Annotated in this window: 18 protein-coding genes; 9 read left to right on the top strand and 9 right to left on the bottom strand. The window is 75.0% G+C overall.

What is annotated here, in order from left to right:
* Window positions 1-73: 73 nt before the first annotated feature.
* A complete protein-coding gene (locus tag V6U89_RS27915) occupies window positions 74-1,000 on the top strand; it encodes an MBL fold metallo-hydrolase (protein ID WP_334575538.1) in 927 nt (308 codons plus the stop codon).
* An 85-nt stretch (window positions 1,001-1,085) separates the two neighbouring features.
* On the opposite strand, the gene V6U89_RS27910 is transcribed toward V6U89_RS27915, so the two are convergent.
* Both V6U89_RS27910 and V6U89_RS27905 read right to left on the bottom strand, forming a co-directional pair.
* Window positions 1,086-2,084: a hypothetical protein gene (locus V6U89_RS27910; protein WP_334575540.1), complete on the bottom strand. Its 999-nt coding sequence runs from the start codon at window positions 2,082-2,084 to the stop codon at window positions 1,086-1,088.
* 38 nt (window positions 2,085-2,122) lie between these two features.
* A complete protein-coding gene (locus V6U89_RS27905) occupies window positions 2,123-3,970 on the bottom strand; it encodes a thiamine pyrophosphate-requiring protein (RefSeq protein ID WP_334575535.1) in 1,848 nt (615 codons plus the stop codon).
* A 234-nt stretch (window positions 3,971-4,204) separates the two neighbouring features.
* Between V6U89_RS27905 and V6U89_RS27900 the strand changes: the two genes are divergently transcribed.
* Window positions 4,205-4,966 (top strand): MBL fold metallo-hydrolase, encoded by a 762-nt coding sequence (locus V6U89_RS27900; RefSeq protein ID WP_334575533.1) that lies wholly within the window; start codon window positions 4,205-4,207, stop codon window positions 4,964-4,966.
* Complete coding sequence (locus tag V6U89_RS27895) at window positions 4,963-5,544, top strand: DedA family protein (protein ID WP_334575531.1); 582 nt, start codon at window positions 4,963-4,965, stop codon at window positions 5,542-5,544. Before V6U89_RS27900 ends, V6U89_RS27895 begins: the two co-directional genes overlap by 4 nt.
* Window positions 5,545-5,559: 15 nt before the next feature.
* Here V6U89_RS27895 and V6U89_RS27890 read toward each other — a convergent pair whose 3' ends face one another.
* The 3 genes from V6U89_RS27890 to V6U89_RS27880 form a co-directional block, all read right to left on the bottom strand.
* On the bottom strand, window positions 5,560-7,842 hold the full coding sequence (locus tag V6U89_RS27890; RefSeq protein ID WP_334575526.1) for a phage holin family protein: 2,283 nt from the start codon (window positions 7,840-7,842) through the stop codon (window positions 5,560-5,562).
* 114 nt (window positions 7,843-7,956) lie between these two features.
* A complete protein-coding gene (locus V6U89_RS27885) occupies window positions 7,957-8,571 on the bottom strand; it encodes a maleylpyruvate isomerase N-terminal domain-containing protein (protein WP_334575521.1) in 615 nt (204 codons plus the stop codon).
* Between the two features lie 102 nt (window positions 8,572-8,673).
* The gene (locus V6U89_RS27880; protein WP_334575516.1) at window positions 8,674-9,096 is read right to left on the bottom strand and encodes an acyl-CoA thioesterase; all 423 of its coding nucleotides are present in this window, start codon (window positions 9,094-9,096) and stop codon (window positions 8,674-8,676) included.
* A gap of 157 nt (window positions 9,097-9,253) precedes the next feature.
* Between V6U89_RS27880 and V6U89_RS27875 the strand changes: the two genes are divergently transcribed.
* From V6U89_RS27875 to V6U89_RS27865, 3 genes are all read left to right on the top strand, one after another.
* A complete protein-coding gene (locus tag V6U89_RS27875; RefSeq protein WP_334575513.1) occupies window positions 9,254-10,267 on the top strand; it encodes a glycosyltransferase in 1,014 nt (337 codons plus the stop codon).
* Between the two features lie 112 nt (window positions 10,268-10,379).
* A complete protein-coding gene (locus V6U89_RS27870) occupies window positions 10,380-10,841 on the top strand; it encodes a deaminase (RefSeq protein ID WP_334575508.1) in 462 nt (153 codons plus the stop codon).
* A 116-nt stretch (window positions 10,842-10,957) separates the two neighbouring features.
* Window positions 10,958-11,401, top strand: a complete 444-nt coding sequence (locus tag V6U89_RS27865; protein ID WP_334575505.1) for an SRPBCC family protein — start codon at window positions 10,958-10,960, stop codon at window positions 11,399-11,401.
* Here V6U89_RS27865 and V6U89_RS27860 read toward each other — a convergent pair.
* Together V6U89_RS27860 and V6U89_RS27855 are read right to left on the bottom strand one after the other, a co-directional pair.
* Entirely contained in the window at window positions 11,398-12,141 is a 744-nt protein-coding gene (locus V6U89_RS27860; protein WP_334575503.1) for an N-acetyltransferase, read from the bottom strand. The genes V6U89_RS27865 and V6U89_RS27860 overlap by 4 nt on opposite strands.
* A gap of 64 nt (window positions 12,142-12,205) precedes the next feature.
* A complete protein-coding gene (locus V6U89_RS27855; protein ID WP_334575500.1) occupies window positions 12,206-13,261 on the bottom strand; it encodes a nitronate monooxygenase in 1,056 nt (351 codons plus the stop codon).
* A gap of 128 nt (window positions 13,262-13,389) precedes the next feature.
* Here V6U89_RS27855 and V6U89_RS27850 point away from each other — a divergent pair, with 128 nt between their 5' ends.
* Both V6U89_RS27850 and V6U89_RS27845 read left to right on the top strand, forming a co-directional pair.
* Window positions 13,390-13,899 carry a DinB family protein gene (locus V6U89_RS27850; RefSeq protein WP_334575497.1) on the top strand — a complete coding sequence of 170 codons (510 nt, stop codon included), beginning with the start codon at window positions 13,390-13,392 and terminating at the stop codon, window positions 13,897-13,899.
* Between the two features lie 64 nt (window positions 13,900-13,963).
* On the top strand, window positions 13,964-14,710 hold the full coding sequence (locus tag V6U89_RS27845; RefSeq protein WP_334575493.1) for an ABC transporter permease: 747 nt from the start codon (window positions 13,964-13,966) through the stop codon (window positions 14,708-14,710).
* Between the two features lie 63 nt (window positions 14,711-14,773).
* On the opposite strand, the gene V6U89_RS27840 is transcribed toward V6U89_RS27845, so the two are convergent.
* Window positions 14,774-15,502 carry a DUF4386 domain-containing protein gene (locus tag V6U89_RS27840; protein WP_334575488.1) on the bottom strand — a complete coding sequence of 243 codons (729 nt, stop codon included), beginning with the start codon at window positions 15,500-15,502 and terminating at the stop codon, window positions 14,774-14,776.
* Window positions 15,503-15,770: 268 nt separating this feature from the next.
* Between V6U89_RS27840 and V6U89_RS27835 the strand changes: the two genes are divergently transcribed.
* Window positions 15,771-15,893, top strand: a complete 123-nt coding sequence (locus V6U89_RS27835) for a ribosomal protein bL36 (RefSeq protein ID WP_334575483.1) — start codon at window positions 15,771-15,773, stop codon at window positions 15,891-15,893.
* Window positions 15,894-15,937: 44 nt separating this feature from the next.
* Here the strand turns inward: V6U89_RS27835 and V6U89_RS27830 are convergent, their stop codons facing one another.
* Entirely contained in the window at window positions 15,938-17,038 is a 1,101-nt protein-coding gene (locus V6U89_RS27830) for an L-dopachrome tautomerase-related protein (RefSeq protein WP_334575478.1), read from the bottom strand.
* Window positions 17,039-17,160: the final 122 nt, after the last annotated feature.

The raw sequence follows: 17,160 nt of genomic DNA, 5'->3' as shown, positions 1-17,160 counted from the left end.
ACTGCCGGACGAATCCTCAGAACCGACGGATTACACGATCAACGTTCGAAGACGAGGCACTAGCATCCCGCGCATGCGCCTGAAGCTCGGCCGTCCCGACCTTGACCGCTACGCGGCCCGGTTCGACGTGCCGCCGGCCGCCGGAAGCTTCGCGGCCGTGTTCCTGGGCGTGTCCACCCTGCTGCTGGACGACGGCGAATCCGCCATCCTGACCGACGGGTTCTTCTCCCGGCCCTCGCTGCTCGAGGTCGCGTTCGCCAGGATCGCTCCGGACCAGGAGCGGATCACCGGTGGGCTGGCCCGAGCCGGGCTCTCCCACCGCCGGCTGGACGCCGTCGTACCGGTGCACACCCACTTCGACCATGTCCTGGATTCCGCCGTCGTCGCGGAGCGCACGAACGCCACGCTCGTCGGTGGCGAGTCGGCCGCCAACGTCGGACGCGGTCACGGCCTCCCGCCGGACCGGATCCGCGTCGTGACCCCCGGCGAGCAGGTCACGTCGGGTGCCTTCACCCTCGCGTTCGTGGCATCGGAACACTGCCCTCCGGACCGCTTCCCCGGGCACATCACCGAGCCCGTCGCGCCGCCGGTCAGGGCCCGTACCTACCGGTGCGGTGAGGCGTGGTCGCTCCTGGTTCGGCACGACAGCGGTCGCACCGCCCTGGTGCAGGGCAGCGCGGGCTTCGTTCCCGGGGCGCTGGAGGGGCACCGCGCCGATGTCGCGTACCTCGGGGTCGGTCAGCTCGGCGTGCGGGACGAGGGGTACCTCACGAGCTACTGGGCGCAGACCGTGCGGACCGTCGGTGCCCGGCGGGTCGTCCTCACCCACTGGGACGACTTCTTCCGCCCCCTGGACCGGCCACTGCGCGCGCTGCCGTACGCCGGTGACGACCTCGACACCACCATGCGCGTGCTCGGCCGCCTCGCCGACCGCGACGGGGTCGCCCTGCACCTGCCGACCATCTGGCGCCGCGAGGACCCCTGGAGCGGGCTGCCCTGAGGTCGGACCGGCCGGCGGCCGGCACGGCGCCGGACGTTGATTCCCCGAGCGACCGTGGCGGCGACCGTGGTCCGGGCGGCGGAGTTCAGCCGTCGGGCTCCGGGCCCTGCCGGCAGAGCCGCCGGTGTTCCGCGGTCACCACGCCGAGCAGGAAGAGGTCCACGGCGAGCGCGGTGAGCGCCCCGAACTGGTTGACGGTGAAGCTGAAGATCTGCCCGAACAGCAGGTCGACCAGGAGGGCGAGCTTGAACAGCCGGAAGGCCCGCGTCCGGTCGCGAGGCAGCAGCCACGCCCCGCGGATGCTGAGCACCGCGGTGATCAGCGCGGAGATCGAGACCCCGAGCACGGCCCGCCACTCCCGCTGGTCGTGCAGCTGGCCGGTGATCGTGTCCAGCAGGACGCCCAGCACGACGACGAACGGCTCGCCGACCAGGTAGAGCACCACCAGCGCCACCACCCACCGGTGCGTGGTCACCCAGACCACGGCCCGACGGGCCCGGCGCAGCCACGGCTGCCAGAACCGGGGGCCGGGTGCCTCGCGCCGGGGCACCGTGTCGAGCAGCCGGGTGATCGCGTCCTCGACGTCCGGGCCGCATCCGCGCACCAGCCGGGTCGCGGCAGCCCGCCGGTCGTCGGTGAGGCCGGTGCGCAGCCCGCCGACCACCACGTACAGCGCGTTCGCCGTCCGCTCCGGACCGGTGAGGCGGATCCGGCCCCGGATCGCCTGGGTGATCACCACGAGCAGGGCGAAGGCGCCGTAGATGATGCCGGCCGCCGGGGCGTAGAAGTAGTCGGTGCCGGCGGTGACGAACTTGCCCACCTCGTCGATGAACAGCCCGAAGCCGATCCCGCCCAGGACCGCGCCGAGGTTGCGCGCCGCGCTGCCCAGGAAGACCAGCGCGACACCCAGCCCGCTGGTCATCAGCAGGCCACCCCAGAGCACGTGCGCGATGTGCAGCCCGCCGCCGCCGAGCTGCGGGTAGCCGGCCGCCTGGAGGAAGGCCCGGACGAGCAGCACGGTGACCACCCCGGACAGCACGAACGCCTGCAGGTACGACGGCGCCTCCAGTACCCGGAGCGGCATCGTCCAGCGGGACGGACGGGCGGGCATGCTCCCGTCGCTCACCTGCGACGTGATCGGTAGGCGGTGAGGGTGGCGGGCAGACCCCGGCGGATGATGCCGGCCCAGTCGGTGTCACCGCGTAGCAGCGCCCCGGCGGTGTTGCGGGCCTGTTCCAGCGTGAAGTGCGGGGGCAGCATCAGCTCGGCGGGGTCGACGAGGGCGTTGACGACCACCGGCCGGTCGGCGTTCAGCGCCCGCTCCCACATGCCGGGGATCTGCTCCGGCGCGTCGACCAGCTCGCCACCGAGCCCGAGCACCTCCGCCCACCGGTGGTAGCCGATGTCCGGCAGTTCCTGGCTGTCCGGGAACATCGGCGTCCCCTCGGTGGAGCGCTGTTCCCAGCTGACGAAGGCGAGGTCCCGGTTGTTCAGCACCAGCACCACGAACCGCGGATCGGCCCAGCTGCGCCAGTACTTGGCCACGGTGATGAGTTCGTTGACGCCGTTCATCTGCATGGCGCCGTCGCCGATGAGCGCGACCAGTGGGCGGTCCGGGTGGGCGAACTTCGCCGCCAGCGCGTACGGCATCGCGCCGCCCATCGACAGCAGGGTGCCGGAGAGGCTGGCCAGCATGCCCGGGCGGACCTGGATGTGCCGGGCGTACCAGGCCGTCGTCGTGCCGCAGTCCACCGAGATCATCACGTCGTCGGGCAGGCGGTCGTTGAGGGTGGCGAAGAGGAGCTGGGGGTTGACCGGGTCGGCCGGTTGCTCGGCGAGATCCCGCTGCGTCCGGCGCCACGCCCGGGTCTCCGCGGAGATCGTCTCCCGCCAGCCCGTCGGCGCGGGGCCGGGCCCCAGCTCACGCAGCAGCGCGCGGAGGGTGGCGGCCGCGTCGCCGGTCAGGTTCACCTCGGTCGGGTACCGCAGCCCCAACTGGGTGCCGTCCCGGTCGACCTGTACCGCCCGGGCCTGCCCCGGCGGCGGGTAGAACTCCGAGTAGGGCATGTTGCTGCCGACGATCAGCAGCCGGTCGCAGCCCTGCATCAGCTGCCAGCTCGGGCGGGTGCCGAGCAGCCCGATCGCGCCGGTCACCCAGGGCTCCCGGTGGTCGACCGCGGGGAAGCCCAGCAGCGCGGTGGCGACGCCCGCCCCCAACCGGTGGGCGACCTCGCGTACCTCGGTCTCGGCGCCGAGCGCGCCCTGCCCGACCAGCATGGCCACCCGCTCGCCGCCGCGCAGGACGTCGGCCGCCCGGCGCACCTCCGCCTCCGGCGGCACGGTCGGGCCGCTGCTCGGCACGCTGCTGGTGTGGTAGTACCCGTGGGCGTACGGCGGCTCCGGCACCGCCGGCTCGTCCTGCACGTCCAGGGGGAGCACCAGGGCGGTGACGGTGCGGCGGGCCAGCGCGGTCCGGCAGGCGCGGTCCACCAGGTGACGCACCTGGGCGGGATGGTCGAGCTGGGCCAGGAACGCCGCGGCCACGTCCTTGTAGAGCGCCAGCAGGTCGACCTCCTGGTAGTACCCGCCACCCTCGGCGGTCAGGGCGGTGTGGCCGACCAGGGCCACCACCGGCTGGTGGTCCAGCTTGGCGTCGTACAGGCCGTTCAGCGCGTGGATCGCCCCCGGCCCGCTGGTGACCAGGACGCTGCCCAGCGGGCCGCCCCCGTACTTCACGTGCGCGGACGCCGCGAAGCCCGCGGTCTCCTCGTGCCGGACCTGTACGAACTGCGCCCGCTCGTCGGTGCGTTGCAGTGCCGAGGTCATCCCGTTGATGCCGTCGCCCGGGTACCCGAAGTAGCGGCGGACGCCCCAGCACGCCAACCGTTGCACGAGGTGATCCGCCACCGTGGCGTCCCTGGGCAGCGGCCAGGGTTCCGCCGGCACCCGCCCGTCGCCGTCCACACTCACCTGCCTGATCCCTCCCTCCACGACGCGGGCACCGGCCTCCGCCACCCCGGCCCCGCCCGGCCGCCGCCGGACGGTATGAGTATGTGGCAGCGTTTCCGGCAGAATGGCCGATTCGACCCCTCCGCCGACCGTCCGGGGGAGGGGGCCCATCTCGGTCCGACGGCGGGCCAGGTCAGGTTCGGGCCGCGCGGTGGCACCGCCGGATACGGTGGCAGGCGTGACCGAGGCGGTGTGGTGCGGCTGACGTGGTACGGGCACAGCACCGTGTGGATCGAGGACTCCGGCACCCGGCTGCTGACCGACCCGCTGCTGCGTGACCGGCTCGCCCACCTGCGGCGACGCCGTGGGCCCACCCCGCGGCTGCCGGGCGCCCCGGACGCCGTACTCGTCTCCCACCTGCACGCCGACCACCTGGACTTCGCGTCGTTGCGCCGGCTGCCCCCGGACATCGCGCTGGTGGTGCCGGCGGGTGCGGGCCGGGTGGTCCGCCAGGCGCTGGGCGCGGCGGCCGCCCGCCGCTGCACGGAGCTCGCGGTCGGCGACCGCACCACGATCGGCCGGGTCACGGTCGCCGCCGTTCCCGCCGCACACCACGCCGGCCGGGGCCCGTGGTCCCGGCACCGGGCACCCGCCCTCGGCTACCTGATCGACGGCGAGCTGCGGACCTGGTTCGCCGGGGACACCGGTCTCTTCGACGAGATGGCCGGGCTGGGGCCGCTCGACCTGGCGCTCGTCCCGGTCGGTGGGTGGGGACCCACGCTCGGCCCCGGCCACCTCGATCCGGCGGGCGCCGCGGAGGCGGTCCGGCGCGTGGCGGCGGCGTGGGCAGTGCCCATCCACTTCGGCACCTTCTGGCCGGTCGGCTGCGAGCGGGTCCGGCCGGACCGGTTCTTCGGCCCGGGGGACGACTTCGCCCGCCACGCCGAGGCGGTCTCCCCGGGCACCCGGGTGCGCGTGCTGGGGCCGGGCGAGTCCGTCGCGGTGCGCCGGCCGTGACGGCGACGCTCGGCGTGCTGGGCTCGCTGGTCCTGGTGGTGCTCTTCGGGTCCGTCGTCCCGGTGGTGCCGACCGGCGCGGCGGTCAGTGGCGCCGCCGCGCTCGCCGCCCACCAGCATCCGGTCACCGTGGTCCTCGTCGTGATCGCCGGCGCGTTCGGAGCGTACGCGGGCGACCTGGCGACCTACGGCATGCTCGGCTGGGGCGGCGAGCGACTCGCCCGACGCCTGCACTGGCTGCGCGGCCGGCAGCGGGTCGGCCGGATGACGGCGCGCGTGCGCGATGAGCTGGTTTCGACGCTGCTGGTGTCCCGGCTCATCCCGGGCGGCCGGATCCCGGTGCTGCTGGCGGCGGCCCTGTCCGGGCTGACCTGGCGGCGTTTCGCCCTCGCCGACGCGCCCGCCAGCCTGCTGTGGTCGGTGCTGTACGCCGCGATCGGCGTCCTCGGGCGGGCGATCTTCCCCGAGCCGTGGCAGAGCGTCGTCGCCGCGATCCTGCTCGTCGTGCTGGTCAGCCAGGGGCTGAGCTGGCTGGCCCGGCGCCGGGCCCTGCCGGGCGAGCCGCCGGTGGCGCCGTGACCGAGGCCGCCAGCGCTACGCGTCGCCCAGGTCGGGGTCCACTGTGCGGACCGCCGGGTCGTCCCCCTCGTCGGTCTGGTCGTCGGGCCGGCGCAGCCCGAGCCGGCGCAGCCAGGCGAGCAACTGCCCGTGCACGGCCTCCGGGCCGACCAGCTCGCCCTCCTGCGGCCAGTCGGCGGGGTGGATCAGCAGTGCCTCCGTCTGCCAGCCGCCGAGCCCGCCGTGGCAGCCCACCAGCTCCTCGAAGGCCGCCACCTCCTCCAGACCCGGGTCCACCGCACTGATCACCACGAGGTCACCGACGTGGTCCATCGCCTGGTGGCGCAGCAGGTCCCGACGCGCCCGCCGGCCGTACGGGGTCAGCGGGTCGTCGCCGTCGACCTGTCCGTCCCGCAGGTTGTGGCAGCCGCGCGCCCCGATCGCCAGCGGCCCGGCCGCCGAGTCGACGACGACCAGACCGATGCCGGGATGCGCGGCCAGGCCGTCGATCAGCCCCGGTACGAGGGTGTCGACCCGCTCGCGGGTCAGCCGCCCCGGATGGCGGGGCAGGTAGATCATCGCCAGGTTGCCCGACGCCACCACCACGGTCTCCGGATCGGTCCGGGTCGCTGCCGCCGCCTCCTCGTCGGCCGGGCCCAGGGTGACCTCGCCCTCGTCCGTGTGCGACCGCACCACCACCCGGGTCGCCGTGCCGGTCGCCCCGCCCCGGCCCGCCACCTCGGTGAGCAGCGTGTTGACCCGTCCCCACTCCTCGACCGGGCCGGCGGCCTCGGCGGTCGCCGCCTCCCGCACCGGCATCGGGAGCCCCGGCCGGCCGTCGGGGCCGGTCGGGCGCACGGTGGGCGCGGCGAGCCGGGCGACCACCTGCGCCAGCGACTCGCCGTACCGCTGGCGGAACGTGGCGCCCTGGCTCTGCCCGTGGTCGCTCAACACCACGATGTGGTAGCGCCGCGCCGCCTCGGCCGCCAGCCGCTGGAGGATGCCGAGCGTCTGGTCGAGCGCTTCGAGGACCGCCAGCGCCTGCGGCCGGGCCGGCCCGGCGTGGTGGGCCACCTCGTCGTAGTCGAGGAAGTCGCAGAAGATCACCGGCGCCCCGCCGGCCATCTGCTCGGCGATCAGCGACACGTTGAGGTCGCTGAGCAGGCTCGCCATCGGACGCAGCGCCAGGTAGGAGCCGCTGCGGCGGCCCCTGGGCTGTACGCCGCGCAGCCGCTGCCGCCGTGCCTCGTACAGCTCGCGCACCACCTGCCCGGCGCCGCGCACGATGGCCCGGGCGAACCCGTACGGGCTGGCCATGAACGCCGCGTAGCCCCGGGTGGACCGCCCGGGCAGCCCGGCGCGGCTCACCGTGAGCAGGCTGGTGGGGGCGTCGCCGGAAAAGACGGTGCTGATGCTGACCCCGCCGTCGCGCAGCAGCCCGTGCCCGGTGGACAGCCGGCGCTCGACCTCGGCGGCGTCGCGCGGCCGGCTGGTCACCATGAGCCGGCTGGCGGTGTCGTCCGCGGTCGCCTTCTCGTACCAGCGATAGGCCGGCACCCGCCGGACCTCGCCGTGCAGCAGGCCCGCCTGCGCCGCGGGCGTGGTGGCCGGCAGGCCGGTGTGCCAGTGCGTCATCCGGTGGCTGCGGGAGCGCAGCCACCCACCGATCGTGGGCAGGTTGCCGGCCCGGATGGCCCACTGCACCAGCGGCGCGGCCACGCCGTCGAGCTGGACGACGAGCAGGGCGTCCGCCGTCTGCCGCTCGGGCGGCACCCCGGCGACGCCCCGGCGGCGCCACACCCGTCGCCGGTGGCGAGCCGGTCCACGGCGTACCCGGTTCATCACCCACAGCATCTCGCTGACGAACGCGTCGTCGGTGCCGGCGTCGGCGAGCCAGTTCAGGATCGCGGCCAGCGCCACGGCGAGCCACGCGGCGGCGAAGGCGTCGGCGAACCCGCGGACGTGCGCCTCCGGGTCCAGGCGCAACGCGACGTACATGACGACGGCCTGCACGCACACGCCGATGGCCAGCGCCCCGAGGCCGCCCAGCGCGGTGGAGAGGGCGAACAGCAGCGGGCGCAGCACCGCACCGATCCCGGCGATCAGCCCGACCAGCCACAGCATCGCGACCAGGCCGCTGGCGGTGACCCCCGGCAGCAGCCACAGCGTCAGGCTGAGCACCACGAACGAGGTCACCATGCTGCGCAGCAGCGCCCGCAGCCGCCGGAGCGTGGGCCGGTAGTCGCGCAGCACCCCCAGGCCCACCCGGAGCGGTTCGGGCAGGGTACGGCGGGCCTCGGCGTCACCGTCCGGCTCCATCCCCATCACGATGCCACACCCCGCCCACCAAGATCGGCGGCTGCCGACCGGGGCGTCCGGGCAGGTCCGCCGGCTTGCCGCCGAATGCCACCTGGACCCGCGGCCGGCGTGCTGTCAGAGCACCGAGAAGCCGGCCGGAAGGCTGCCCGGGCGGCCGGTGGCGGCCAGCAGGAGCGGCCCGGCGAGACCGTGGCCGACGGCCAGCTCGGCGACGATGCGCAGCGCCTGCGCCGCGGCGGTCGCCGGCACCTCGGGCGGTACGCCGAGTGCCGTGGCGAGGTCCGCGGTGTGCACGGCAAGCTCGAACGTCCGGGTCGGCAGGTAGTCCGCGAGCCGCATGCCGCCCACGACGGTCGTGACGAGCGCGCCGCCGTCCCGGGTGTCGACCAGCGCGAGGACGCGGGTGGCCAGCTCCGCCACGGCTGCCGCCGGATCGCTGCCCAGCGCCGCCCCGGCGTCGCGTCCGCGCGCGGCGACCGCCGCACCGGCCGCGGCGGCGCTCGTGGCGCGGAAGTAGTCGCCAGTGGAGGCGACCTCGACGCCGTCGGCGGGCCGGGCCAGGTACTCCTCGACCGTGCGGAGGGACCGGCTGGTGTGGCCGACCAGGGCCCGCACGTCCCACTCGCCCAGGCCGGGCCGGCTCCACCGGTCGCCGACGAGGGCGGTGGTGCGGACGAACCAGAGCGCCGCGTCGGTGAACGCCCGACGCGAGTCGTCCCACGAGTTCATGCCTGCCAGCGTAGAAGTCCGGCCGCCCGGGACCGGCTCGTGGCGGCGGGTTTCGTCGTGCACGCCGCGTGTGTCGGTCGGCGGCCAGTGGGCGCGCCGGCCTCAGAGGCGGAGGGGTCCCGGGTCGGTGGCCAGCTCCCGGAACCGCTCGCGCGGGTCGGCCACGAGCCGCCGGGTCGACAGGTCGAGCAGACCGCCCACCCCGGTCACCGTCGCGACCTGGGTGCCGTCCAGGCGGCGGTAGTCCTGCTCGATCCGGAAAGTCCGGCCCTCACCCCAGTGGAACTCGCAGGACACGTCCACCTCGTCCCCGCCGCGCAGCTCCCGCAGGTATCGCAGGGTGACCTCCAGGGCGACCGGGCCCACGCCGGTGGCGATCAGCCGGTCCTGCGAGATGCCCGCGGCCCGCAGGCACTCCCACCGGGCGTGCTCGGCGTACTGGAGGTAGACGGCCTGGTTGAGGTGGCCCTGGGTGTCGAGCTCGTAGCCCCGGACCGCGATGCGCACCGTGAAGGGATCTCCCATGCACCCGGAGCGTAGGCGGTGGGTGCGACGCCGCTTCCGCGGCTCGTCGTCTGGCCGCTGTCGGCCGGCGAAGACCTGGACGTCGCCGACCCCCAGCCGTTGGGGGCCGACCCGGGGGCCGCGAGGTGCCCGGGAGTGCGGGCGTACCTTCGTCGGAATGCGCGTACTGTTCGCCAGCCTCGCATCGGTCGGCCACACCTATCCGCTGATCCCACTGGCGGTGGCCGTCCGGGACGCCGGACACGAGGTGCACTTCGCCGTCGGCGAGGAGGTGCACGCACCGCTCGCCGCGAACGGCCTGCGCCCCTTCCGTCCCGCGGACGCGTTCTACGAGATCTACGCCGAGGACCTGGCACCGGAACTCGCCCGGTTGGAGCCCGACCTCGTCGTCCACGAATGGGGCGTGCCGGGAGCAGCCGTCGCCGCCCACCGGGCCGGCATCCCGGGGATCTGGCACGGCTTCGGGCGGATGATCCCCGAGGGCATCGGCCTCGAACTGCCCACCCGGAACGCCGAGGCCGCCGGACGGCCGCACGTCGACATCTGCCCGCCGTCGTTGCAGGACGAGCGCTTCCTCGCCACCGCGGACCGGATCGAGTTACGGCCCGTCGCGTACTCGACGCCGGCGGCGCTGCCCGCCTGGGACAGCCGCCGCAGCTCACTGCCGCTGATCTACCTGACGCTCGGCACCGCCTTCGGCACCCGGGACCTGCTGAGCGCGGCCGTCGAGGGGCTGGCCACCCTGGACGCGCGGGTGGTGGTCGCCGCCGGCCGGGTGCCCCTGGACCAGCTCGGAAACGTGCCGGACAACGTCAGCGTGCAGCGCTGGGTGCCGCAGGCGCAGCTGCTGCCGCACGCCGATCTCGTCGTGCACCACGGCGGCAGCGGCACGACCCTCGGCGCGCTCGCCGCCGGCGTCCCGCAGCTGATCCTGCCGCAGGGCGCCGACCAGTTCGCCAACGCCGAAGCGGTCAGCGCGGCCGGCGCCGCGCTGCGCCTGCTCGGCGACGACGCGAGCGCCACGGCGATCGCCGAGCACGCCCGGCGGCTCCTGCCGCGCACCGGGCGGACCGACCACCGGGACGCCGCCCGCGCGGTCGCCGAGGAGATCGCGCGGATGCCCTCCCCGGCCGAGGTGGCCCGCCACCTGCCCGATCATGTGCGCGGGTGAGAAGTGGGCTCTCGCCGGCCGCGCCGACCACCTCGCCCGGGTCCGGGTCGGGTACGAATGACAGCATCAGTCCGGCGGAGGGGAGCGACGAGATGAGTGAGCGGCGATCAACGTGACCCCGCCGGCCGCCCTCGACCGCCGCTGGCTCCAGGACGCGATCGACCTCTCCCGGCGGTGCCCGCCGAAGGCCACCGCGTACGCGGTCGGCGCGATCGTGGTGGGCCGCGACGGGACGGAGCTGGCCCGGGGGTACTCCCGGGAGACCGATTCCCATGTGCACGCCGAGGAGTCCGCGTTGGTCAAGCTCCGCGGGGTCGACCTGTCCGGAGCGACCATCTACAGCTCCCTGGAGCCGTGCAGCGTGCGTCAGCGCCCGTCGTCCACCTGCACCGGGCTGATCCTGGCCGCGGGCATCCGTCGGGTCGTGCTGGCGATGCGGGAACCGCCGATCTTCGTGGACTGCCAGGGGGTCGAGCTGCTGGCGGCGGCGGGCGTCGAGGTGGTCGAGCTGCCGGACCTCGCGGACCAGGTACGCGCGATCAACGGGTACGTCCTGGATGTGCCGGGCGCCTGACGCCGGGCCGGCGGACGCGGCGGCGAACCGGCCGGTCACATGCCCCGCTTTCGGTGTGTCATGAGTGGTGGGCGGGCCACCCTCGACCCGCCGCGTCAGCACGAGCAGGAGGAGCCATGACCGCCGCCGTCTCCACCATCGACATCGACCGGCCGCCGGAAGAGGTGTTCGCGTACGTCACCGATCCCTCGCGGTTCGCCGAGTGGCAGCACGACGTCGTGGGCGTACGCGTGGAGTCGGGTGGCCCGGTCGGGTCGGGCGCCCGGTTCACCACGACCCGCCGGATCGGCGGGGTCGCGCGCACCATGACGCAGGAGGTGACCGAGGACAGCCCGCCCGGCCGGTGGGCGGTGCACGGGGTCGACGGGCCGATCAGGCCGAGCGTGACCGTCACCATCGAGCCTCTCGACGAGGGCGCGCGGTCACGCGTGACCTTCGCCCTGGACTTCACCGGGCACGGGGTCGGCGTGCCGCTCGTGCCGATGGTCCGCCGGCTGGCGGCGAAGGGCGCCCCGGCGAGCTACCGGCACCTGAAGCAGCGGCTCGAGGGGACCGCCTAGAGCCGGTGCCGGACCCAGACGTTGGGTTCCACGTAGACGGCGTGGTCGTGCTCCACGTCGCAGTGCACCGGCACCAGCGCGCCCGGCACGTGCACCGGCCCGCTCGTGTCGAACGGCAGGCCGGTCCAGCGGCGCCAGTCGTCGAGGCTGCCGCTGATCATCATGGACCGGGTGGCCACCCGCTCGATGCGTCCGCCCGCGCGCACGTGTACCCGCAGCCACGGGTCGACCGGCAGGCCGTCGTCGCGGACCCGGGCCGCGTACTCGGTCATCGGCAGCTCGGGGTCGGTGTGCTTGCCGCTCGGGCGGACCGGGGCGACCAGGGTGTCGTACCCCCGATCGGCGACGGCCCGCCGCATGGCGGCGAGCATCCGGGCGGAGAGTCCGGAGCCGCGCCGGTCGGGCCGGACGCAGATCTCGATGGCCGACACGATGTTCGGCGTGGCCCCGGTGAGGTGGGTGACGGTGGCCCGCTGGATCGCCCGGTCCCAGCCGCCGTCGGGCAGTTCCGGCTCGGTCCAGCGCAGCGGCACGGCGTACGCCTTCGCGACGGCGCGCCCGGGCTCGGTGGAGTCGACGGCGGCGAACACGAACTCGGGACAGAGGTCGTGGGCGACGTTGTAGTAGATGCCACCCATCGGATCCCAGAGCATGAACTGCGGCCACGCCCCGTCGAAGTCCTCGTCGAGCAGGGCAGCGAGGTCCGGGCGGTCCGCCAGGCTCACGATGTCGATCGTCACGGAGGGACACCGTAGGGCGGCCACCGGGGCGGCGCATCCCAATTCACCGCCCGAGGGCCGTGGCTCAGCCCCAGGCACCGGACCTCTCGGCCGCCGCCGTCAGCGCGGCCCTGGCCCCGGCGGTCAGCTCGGCGACCAGCTCACCCGCCGGCGTCTCCGTCGCCAGGGCGTGCGCCTGACCGGCCCACTGGTTCGCCACCGAGGCGTCCCCGCTGCCCTTGGCGGCGGCCAGCAGCGGGCGGGTGAGGTGCAACACCTGCGGGTAGCCGACGGGTGCGGACCCGTCGTGCCGGCGAAGGAAGTCGTTGACCAGCCCTCGCGCCCGTTTCCCGGTGAACGCGCGGCTCAGCGCGGTCGGCGCGGTGCTGGCCACCGCCGCCCGGTGCATCGGCGAGGTGCCCGCCTCCGGGCAGCGCAGGAAGGCCGTGCCGAGCTGGGCGGCGGCGGCACCGGCGGCCAGCACGGCCGCCACCCCGGCGCCGTCGGCGATGCCGCCGGCGGCCACCAGCGGCCGGTCGCAGCGGGCGGCGACCAGCCGGAGCAGGGGCAGCACCCCGTAGTCGTCGTCGTCCGGCAGGCCACCGCGGTGCCCGCCGGCCTCGGTGCCCTGCACGACGACGGCGTCCACGCCGAGCCCGACCGCCGCCGAGGCGGCGTCGGGGCTGGTGACCGTGGCCCAGACCTCGGTGCCTCGCTCCCGCAGGGCGGCCACCGCCGCCCGGGCGGGCAGCCCGAACACGAAGGACACCACCGGCACCGGGTCCGCGAGCAGGGCGGCCAGCTTCTCCGGGTACGCGTCGTCGCCGCCGACCGGTTCGCCGAGCGTCACCCCGTGCCGCCGGGCCTCCGGGGCGAGCCGTTCGGCGTACGCCCGGACGGCGGCCTCGTCGACCGCCCCGCCGGTCGCGTCCGGCAGGAAGACGTTGACGCCGAACGGGCGGTCGGTGCGGCTACGGACCTCGGCCACGTCGGCGGCGAGCCGGTCGGCGCTGATCATCCCGGCGGCCAGGAAACCCAGGCCACCGGCGGCCGAGACGGCCGCCGCGAGGGCCGGTGTCGACGGGCCGCCGGCCATCGGCGCGGCGACGACCGGGCGAGGCAGCACGGACAGCACGGACATCCACCCATCCTGCCGGATCGCCGTCGCTCCCACGAGGACGCGGCCCGAGTTCCGCCCGCGCGCGGGTGTTCCGTCGCCGCCGCCGTCGTGGGGTCCCCTTCCGGCGGTGGTGCCGTTAGCCTCAGCGGGTGGATCGATGCGACGAGTGCGGCTTCGACTACGCCGCCGTCTCCGCCGCCGACCTGCCGCGGCTCCTGCGCACGGTCGGTGAGCGGTACGCGACCGCGGTGGGCGGGGTGGCGGACCTGCGGCGGCGACCGGCCGAGGGGGTGTGGTCGCCACTGGAGTACACCTGCCACGTCCGGGACGTGCTCCGGGTGCAGACCGAACGGCTGGTCCTGGCGCTCACCGTCGACCAGCCGGAGTTCGCCCCGATGGGACGCGACGAACGCGCCGTCACCGACGCCTACAACGAACAGGACCCGACGGTGGTGCTCGCCGCCTTGGCCACCGCCGCGACCGACCTGGCGACCCGGTTCGCCGCACTCGACCAGGCGGACCTCGCCCGCACCGGCGTCTACCCGTGGCCGGAACCCCGGGCCCGGACGCTGCTCTGGCTCGGCCAGCACACGATCCACGAAACCGAACACCACCTGCTGGACATCACCCGCGCCGCCGGCGCCGCGCCCGCCCGCTGACCCGTCGCCGCGCCCCAGGGGGTCGTCCCGCGCGGACCGTGCGAGGTCGCGGGAGACTGACCCGATGTCGTCGACGATGCTGGTGATCGGCCCGAAGCTGGCGGTGACCCTGGTCGTGCTCACCGCCGTGGCGGCGGCCGTGGCCACCGTCGGCCGGCTCGGGCACGGGCGTCAGATCGCGGTCGCCGCCGTCCGCGCGGCGCTCCAGTTGGCGGCGGTGTCGCTGCTGATCGCCGCCATCGTGGCGTCGCTGTGGGCCACCGCCGCCTTCGTGGTGGTGATGTGCGCGGTCGCGGCGGGCACCTCCGGCCGGCGGATCACCGGCGGGGCGCGCGGCTGGTGGGCCGCCGTGCCGATCGTGGCCGGCAGCCTCTCCGTCGTGCTGGGTCTGCTGCTGGCGGGGCTGGTGCCGGCGCGCGGGATCGCGGTCATCCCGGTCGCCGGGATCCTGATCGGCGGCGCGATGACCGCCACCTCGTTGGCCGGTCGGCGGGCCCTGGACGAGCTGACCGGCCGCCGGGGTGAGGTGGAGGCGGCCCTGGCGCTGGGGCTGCTGCCCCGCGACGCGGTGCTGCTGGTCTGCCGCCCGGCGGCCGGCCAGGCGTTGATCCCGGCGCTGGACCAGACCCGCACGGTGGGCCTGGTGACCCTGCCGGGCGCCTTCGTCGGGATGCTGCTCGGCGGGGCGGGTCCGCTCGCCGCCGGGATCACCCAGCTCGTCGTCCTGGTCGGGCTGCTGGCCGTGGAGGCGGTCGCGGTGGTGCTGACCGTCGAGCTGGTGGCCCGCGGGCGGCTGCGTCCGGCGCCGTGACCGGCCGGGCCGGTGCCGCGGCTGCCGGCCCGGCCGGTCGCGGCACCACCCCGACCGGACCGCTCACACGGCCGACAGCTCGGCGCGTACCGGGCCCGTCGGTGCGTCGCCGCCGGAGGCGGCGGCCGGCGCGAAGCCCCGGAGGATGAGGTAGCCGGCGAGGCTGACCTCCCAGGCGAACACGGGCAGCGCGGCGAGCGATCCCCAGGTGGAGACCTGCTCGTAGCGCCCGAACAGCACGGCGGTCGCCGAGGCGCAGATCAGCGGCCCGCCGACCAGGCCCAGCACGGCGATGGACCGGGGCACCAGCCGCGACCGGTACAGCAGGTGGGCGAGGAGCAGGCTGTTGGCCCCGAGCGCGACGTTGGGGCCGAGCAGGAAGGCCCAGTCGTGGAGGGCGACGAGTGCCCGGGCGGCGGTGACGAGTGCGGCGTCGTCGGTGCCGGCCGTCCCGGCCACGTCCCGGCGCAGCGTCACCACCGACAGGACGCTGAGGATGCCCACGACGATGACGACCGCCTCCAGGATGCGTAGGCAGAGGTAGCCGAGAGCGGCGGCGTGGTGCTGCCGCCTGACGACGGGGTAGAGCGTGACCGCGGTGCCGACGATGGCACCGACGAGGATCAGCTCGAAGAACCCGCCGAGCAGCACCCGAGGGTCGGCGCCCGCCCCGAGGACGTAGTCGGCGTCGGTCAGCACCGGGCGGTAGAGCACCAGCCCCGCGATCGCGGCGATCTCGGTGATCAGGAAGAACACTCCCGCGGCCACCGCGGTCCTTCTCGTGGGGCTCATGTCGACTCCTGTCCGCGACCAGCAGGTGTACGCCGTACACCTGAGTACCCACGAACCCTAGGTGTACGACGTACACCTGTCAAGCGGGAGCGCCGCGCCCCGTCAGCGGCCCACCGCGGGTACGGCGAATGCCCGTTGCCGGGTCGGGTACACCAGCCGCGGTGTGCCGACGGCCCGGGCGACGAGGTCCCGGCGCCGGGGCCGCCTCCTGCCGGCCGACCGTCCACCGGTCACGGCTGCGCGTCACCAGAGGAAGGGATGGCTCGGGATGAAGGTCAGAAGCTCCCTGCGGTCGTTGAAGCGGAAGGCGAACTCGATCGTGGTCCGCCGCCGAGGCAAGGTGTTCGTGCTCAACAAGGCCGACCCGCGCCAGAAGGCGCGGCAGGGCTGAGCGGCGGCCCCGCGCGCCACGCGGGGCCGCCCACGCGCCCGCCGTCAGCGCAGCAGCACCGGTCCGGCGTCGATCCGGGTCCGGAACAGGGCGTACGGCTTGCGCCGCAGATCCTGGCCGCGCTGGTAGGTCGGCTGGCGGTGCAGTTGGTTGGCGGTCACGTAGAGGTACCCGTCGGTGGCGACCGACATCGTGTCGGGCCACAGCAGCCGGGGATCGTGGATCAGCGTCTCGTACTCGCCGTCGGCGCGGCGGCGCAGCACGGCGTTGTGCTCGTACGAGGTCAGGTAGAGCCGGCCGGCGTCGTCGGACTCCAGCCCGTCGGAGGCGCCGCCCTTGTCGCCCTCGTGGGCCACGGACGCGGCGACCACGCCGTCGTCGACCGCCGGGTCGGCGAGCGCGTCGGTGGACACGCTGTACCAGTGCCGCGAGGCGAGCGGGCAGTAGTACAGCCGGGCGCCGTCGTGCGAGATGGCGATGCCGTCCGAGCCCATCGCGATCGGCTTCGGCGGGCCGTCGGCAGGGCGTTCCAGCAGCGGCCGGCCCTCGACCACCGGCCGGAACGTCGCCAGCGGCTCGGCCTTGGTGGACGGGTGGTCGTGCAGCCGCCGCCAGGACGCCCCGGAGGCCAGGTCCACCACGACGATCCCGTTCGGGCCGGAGTGCGACGAGTCGGTGACGTAGGCGATGCCGGCCGCGCCGCGCCGCAGGTCGAAGCGCACGTCGTTGAGGTACGTCGTGGGCAGCGCCACGTCGGTCGGGAAGGTGATGACCTGGCCGACGTTGTCGGTGTCCAGGTCCACCCGGACCAGTTTCGGCCCACCGGGGGCGGTGGGTCGGAACATCGGACTGCCGGTGTCGAGCACCCAGAGCCGGTCGGCGGGGTCGACCACGACGCTCTGCACCGACACGAACGCCGTCGCGTCGTCGTCCCCGGACGGACTGTTCCATCGCTGGTCCGGGAAGGGCACCTCCGCGCCGTCGCGCAGTTCGACCACCGTCGCCGGCACCTCGTCGCCCCACTGGGGGAAGTTGACGAAGACGCGGCCGGTGTGCGAGACACTGACCCCGGTCGGCATCGGCCCGGTGAAGCGGTGCACGAGTTCCAGCTCACCGAGCGGCTCGTCGGCCACCGGCCCGGTCACGACGTGCTCCGTCGGCTGCGCCCGCTGGCTCGCGCCGCGAGGGTGCGCGGCCACCGGTGGGTCAGGTCCTCCATCGAGGTCATCTCCGTTCGGCGGGTGGAGGTCGGTCCTTCCCGCCGCCC

The sequence above is a fragment of the Micromonospora sp. CPCC 206171 genome (genome assembly GCF_036906755.1).
Lineage (GTDB): Bacteria > Actinomycetota > Actinomycetes > Mycobacteriales > Micromonosporaceae > Micromonospora > Micromonospora purpureochromogenes.
This window is presented reverse-complemented; position numbering and strand designations above follow the sequence as displayed.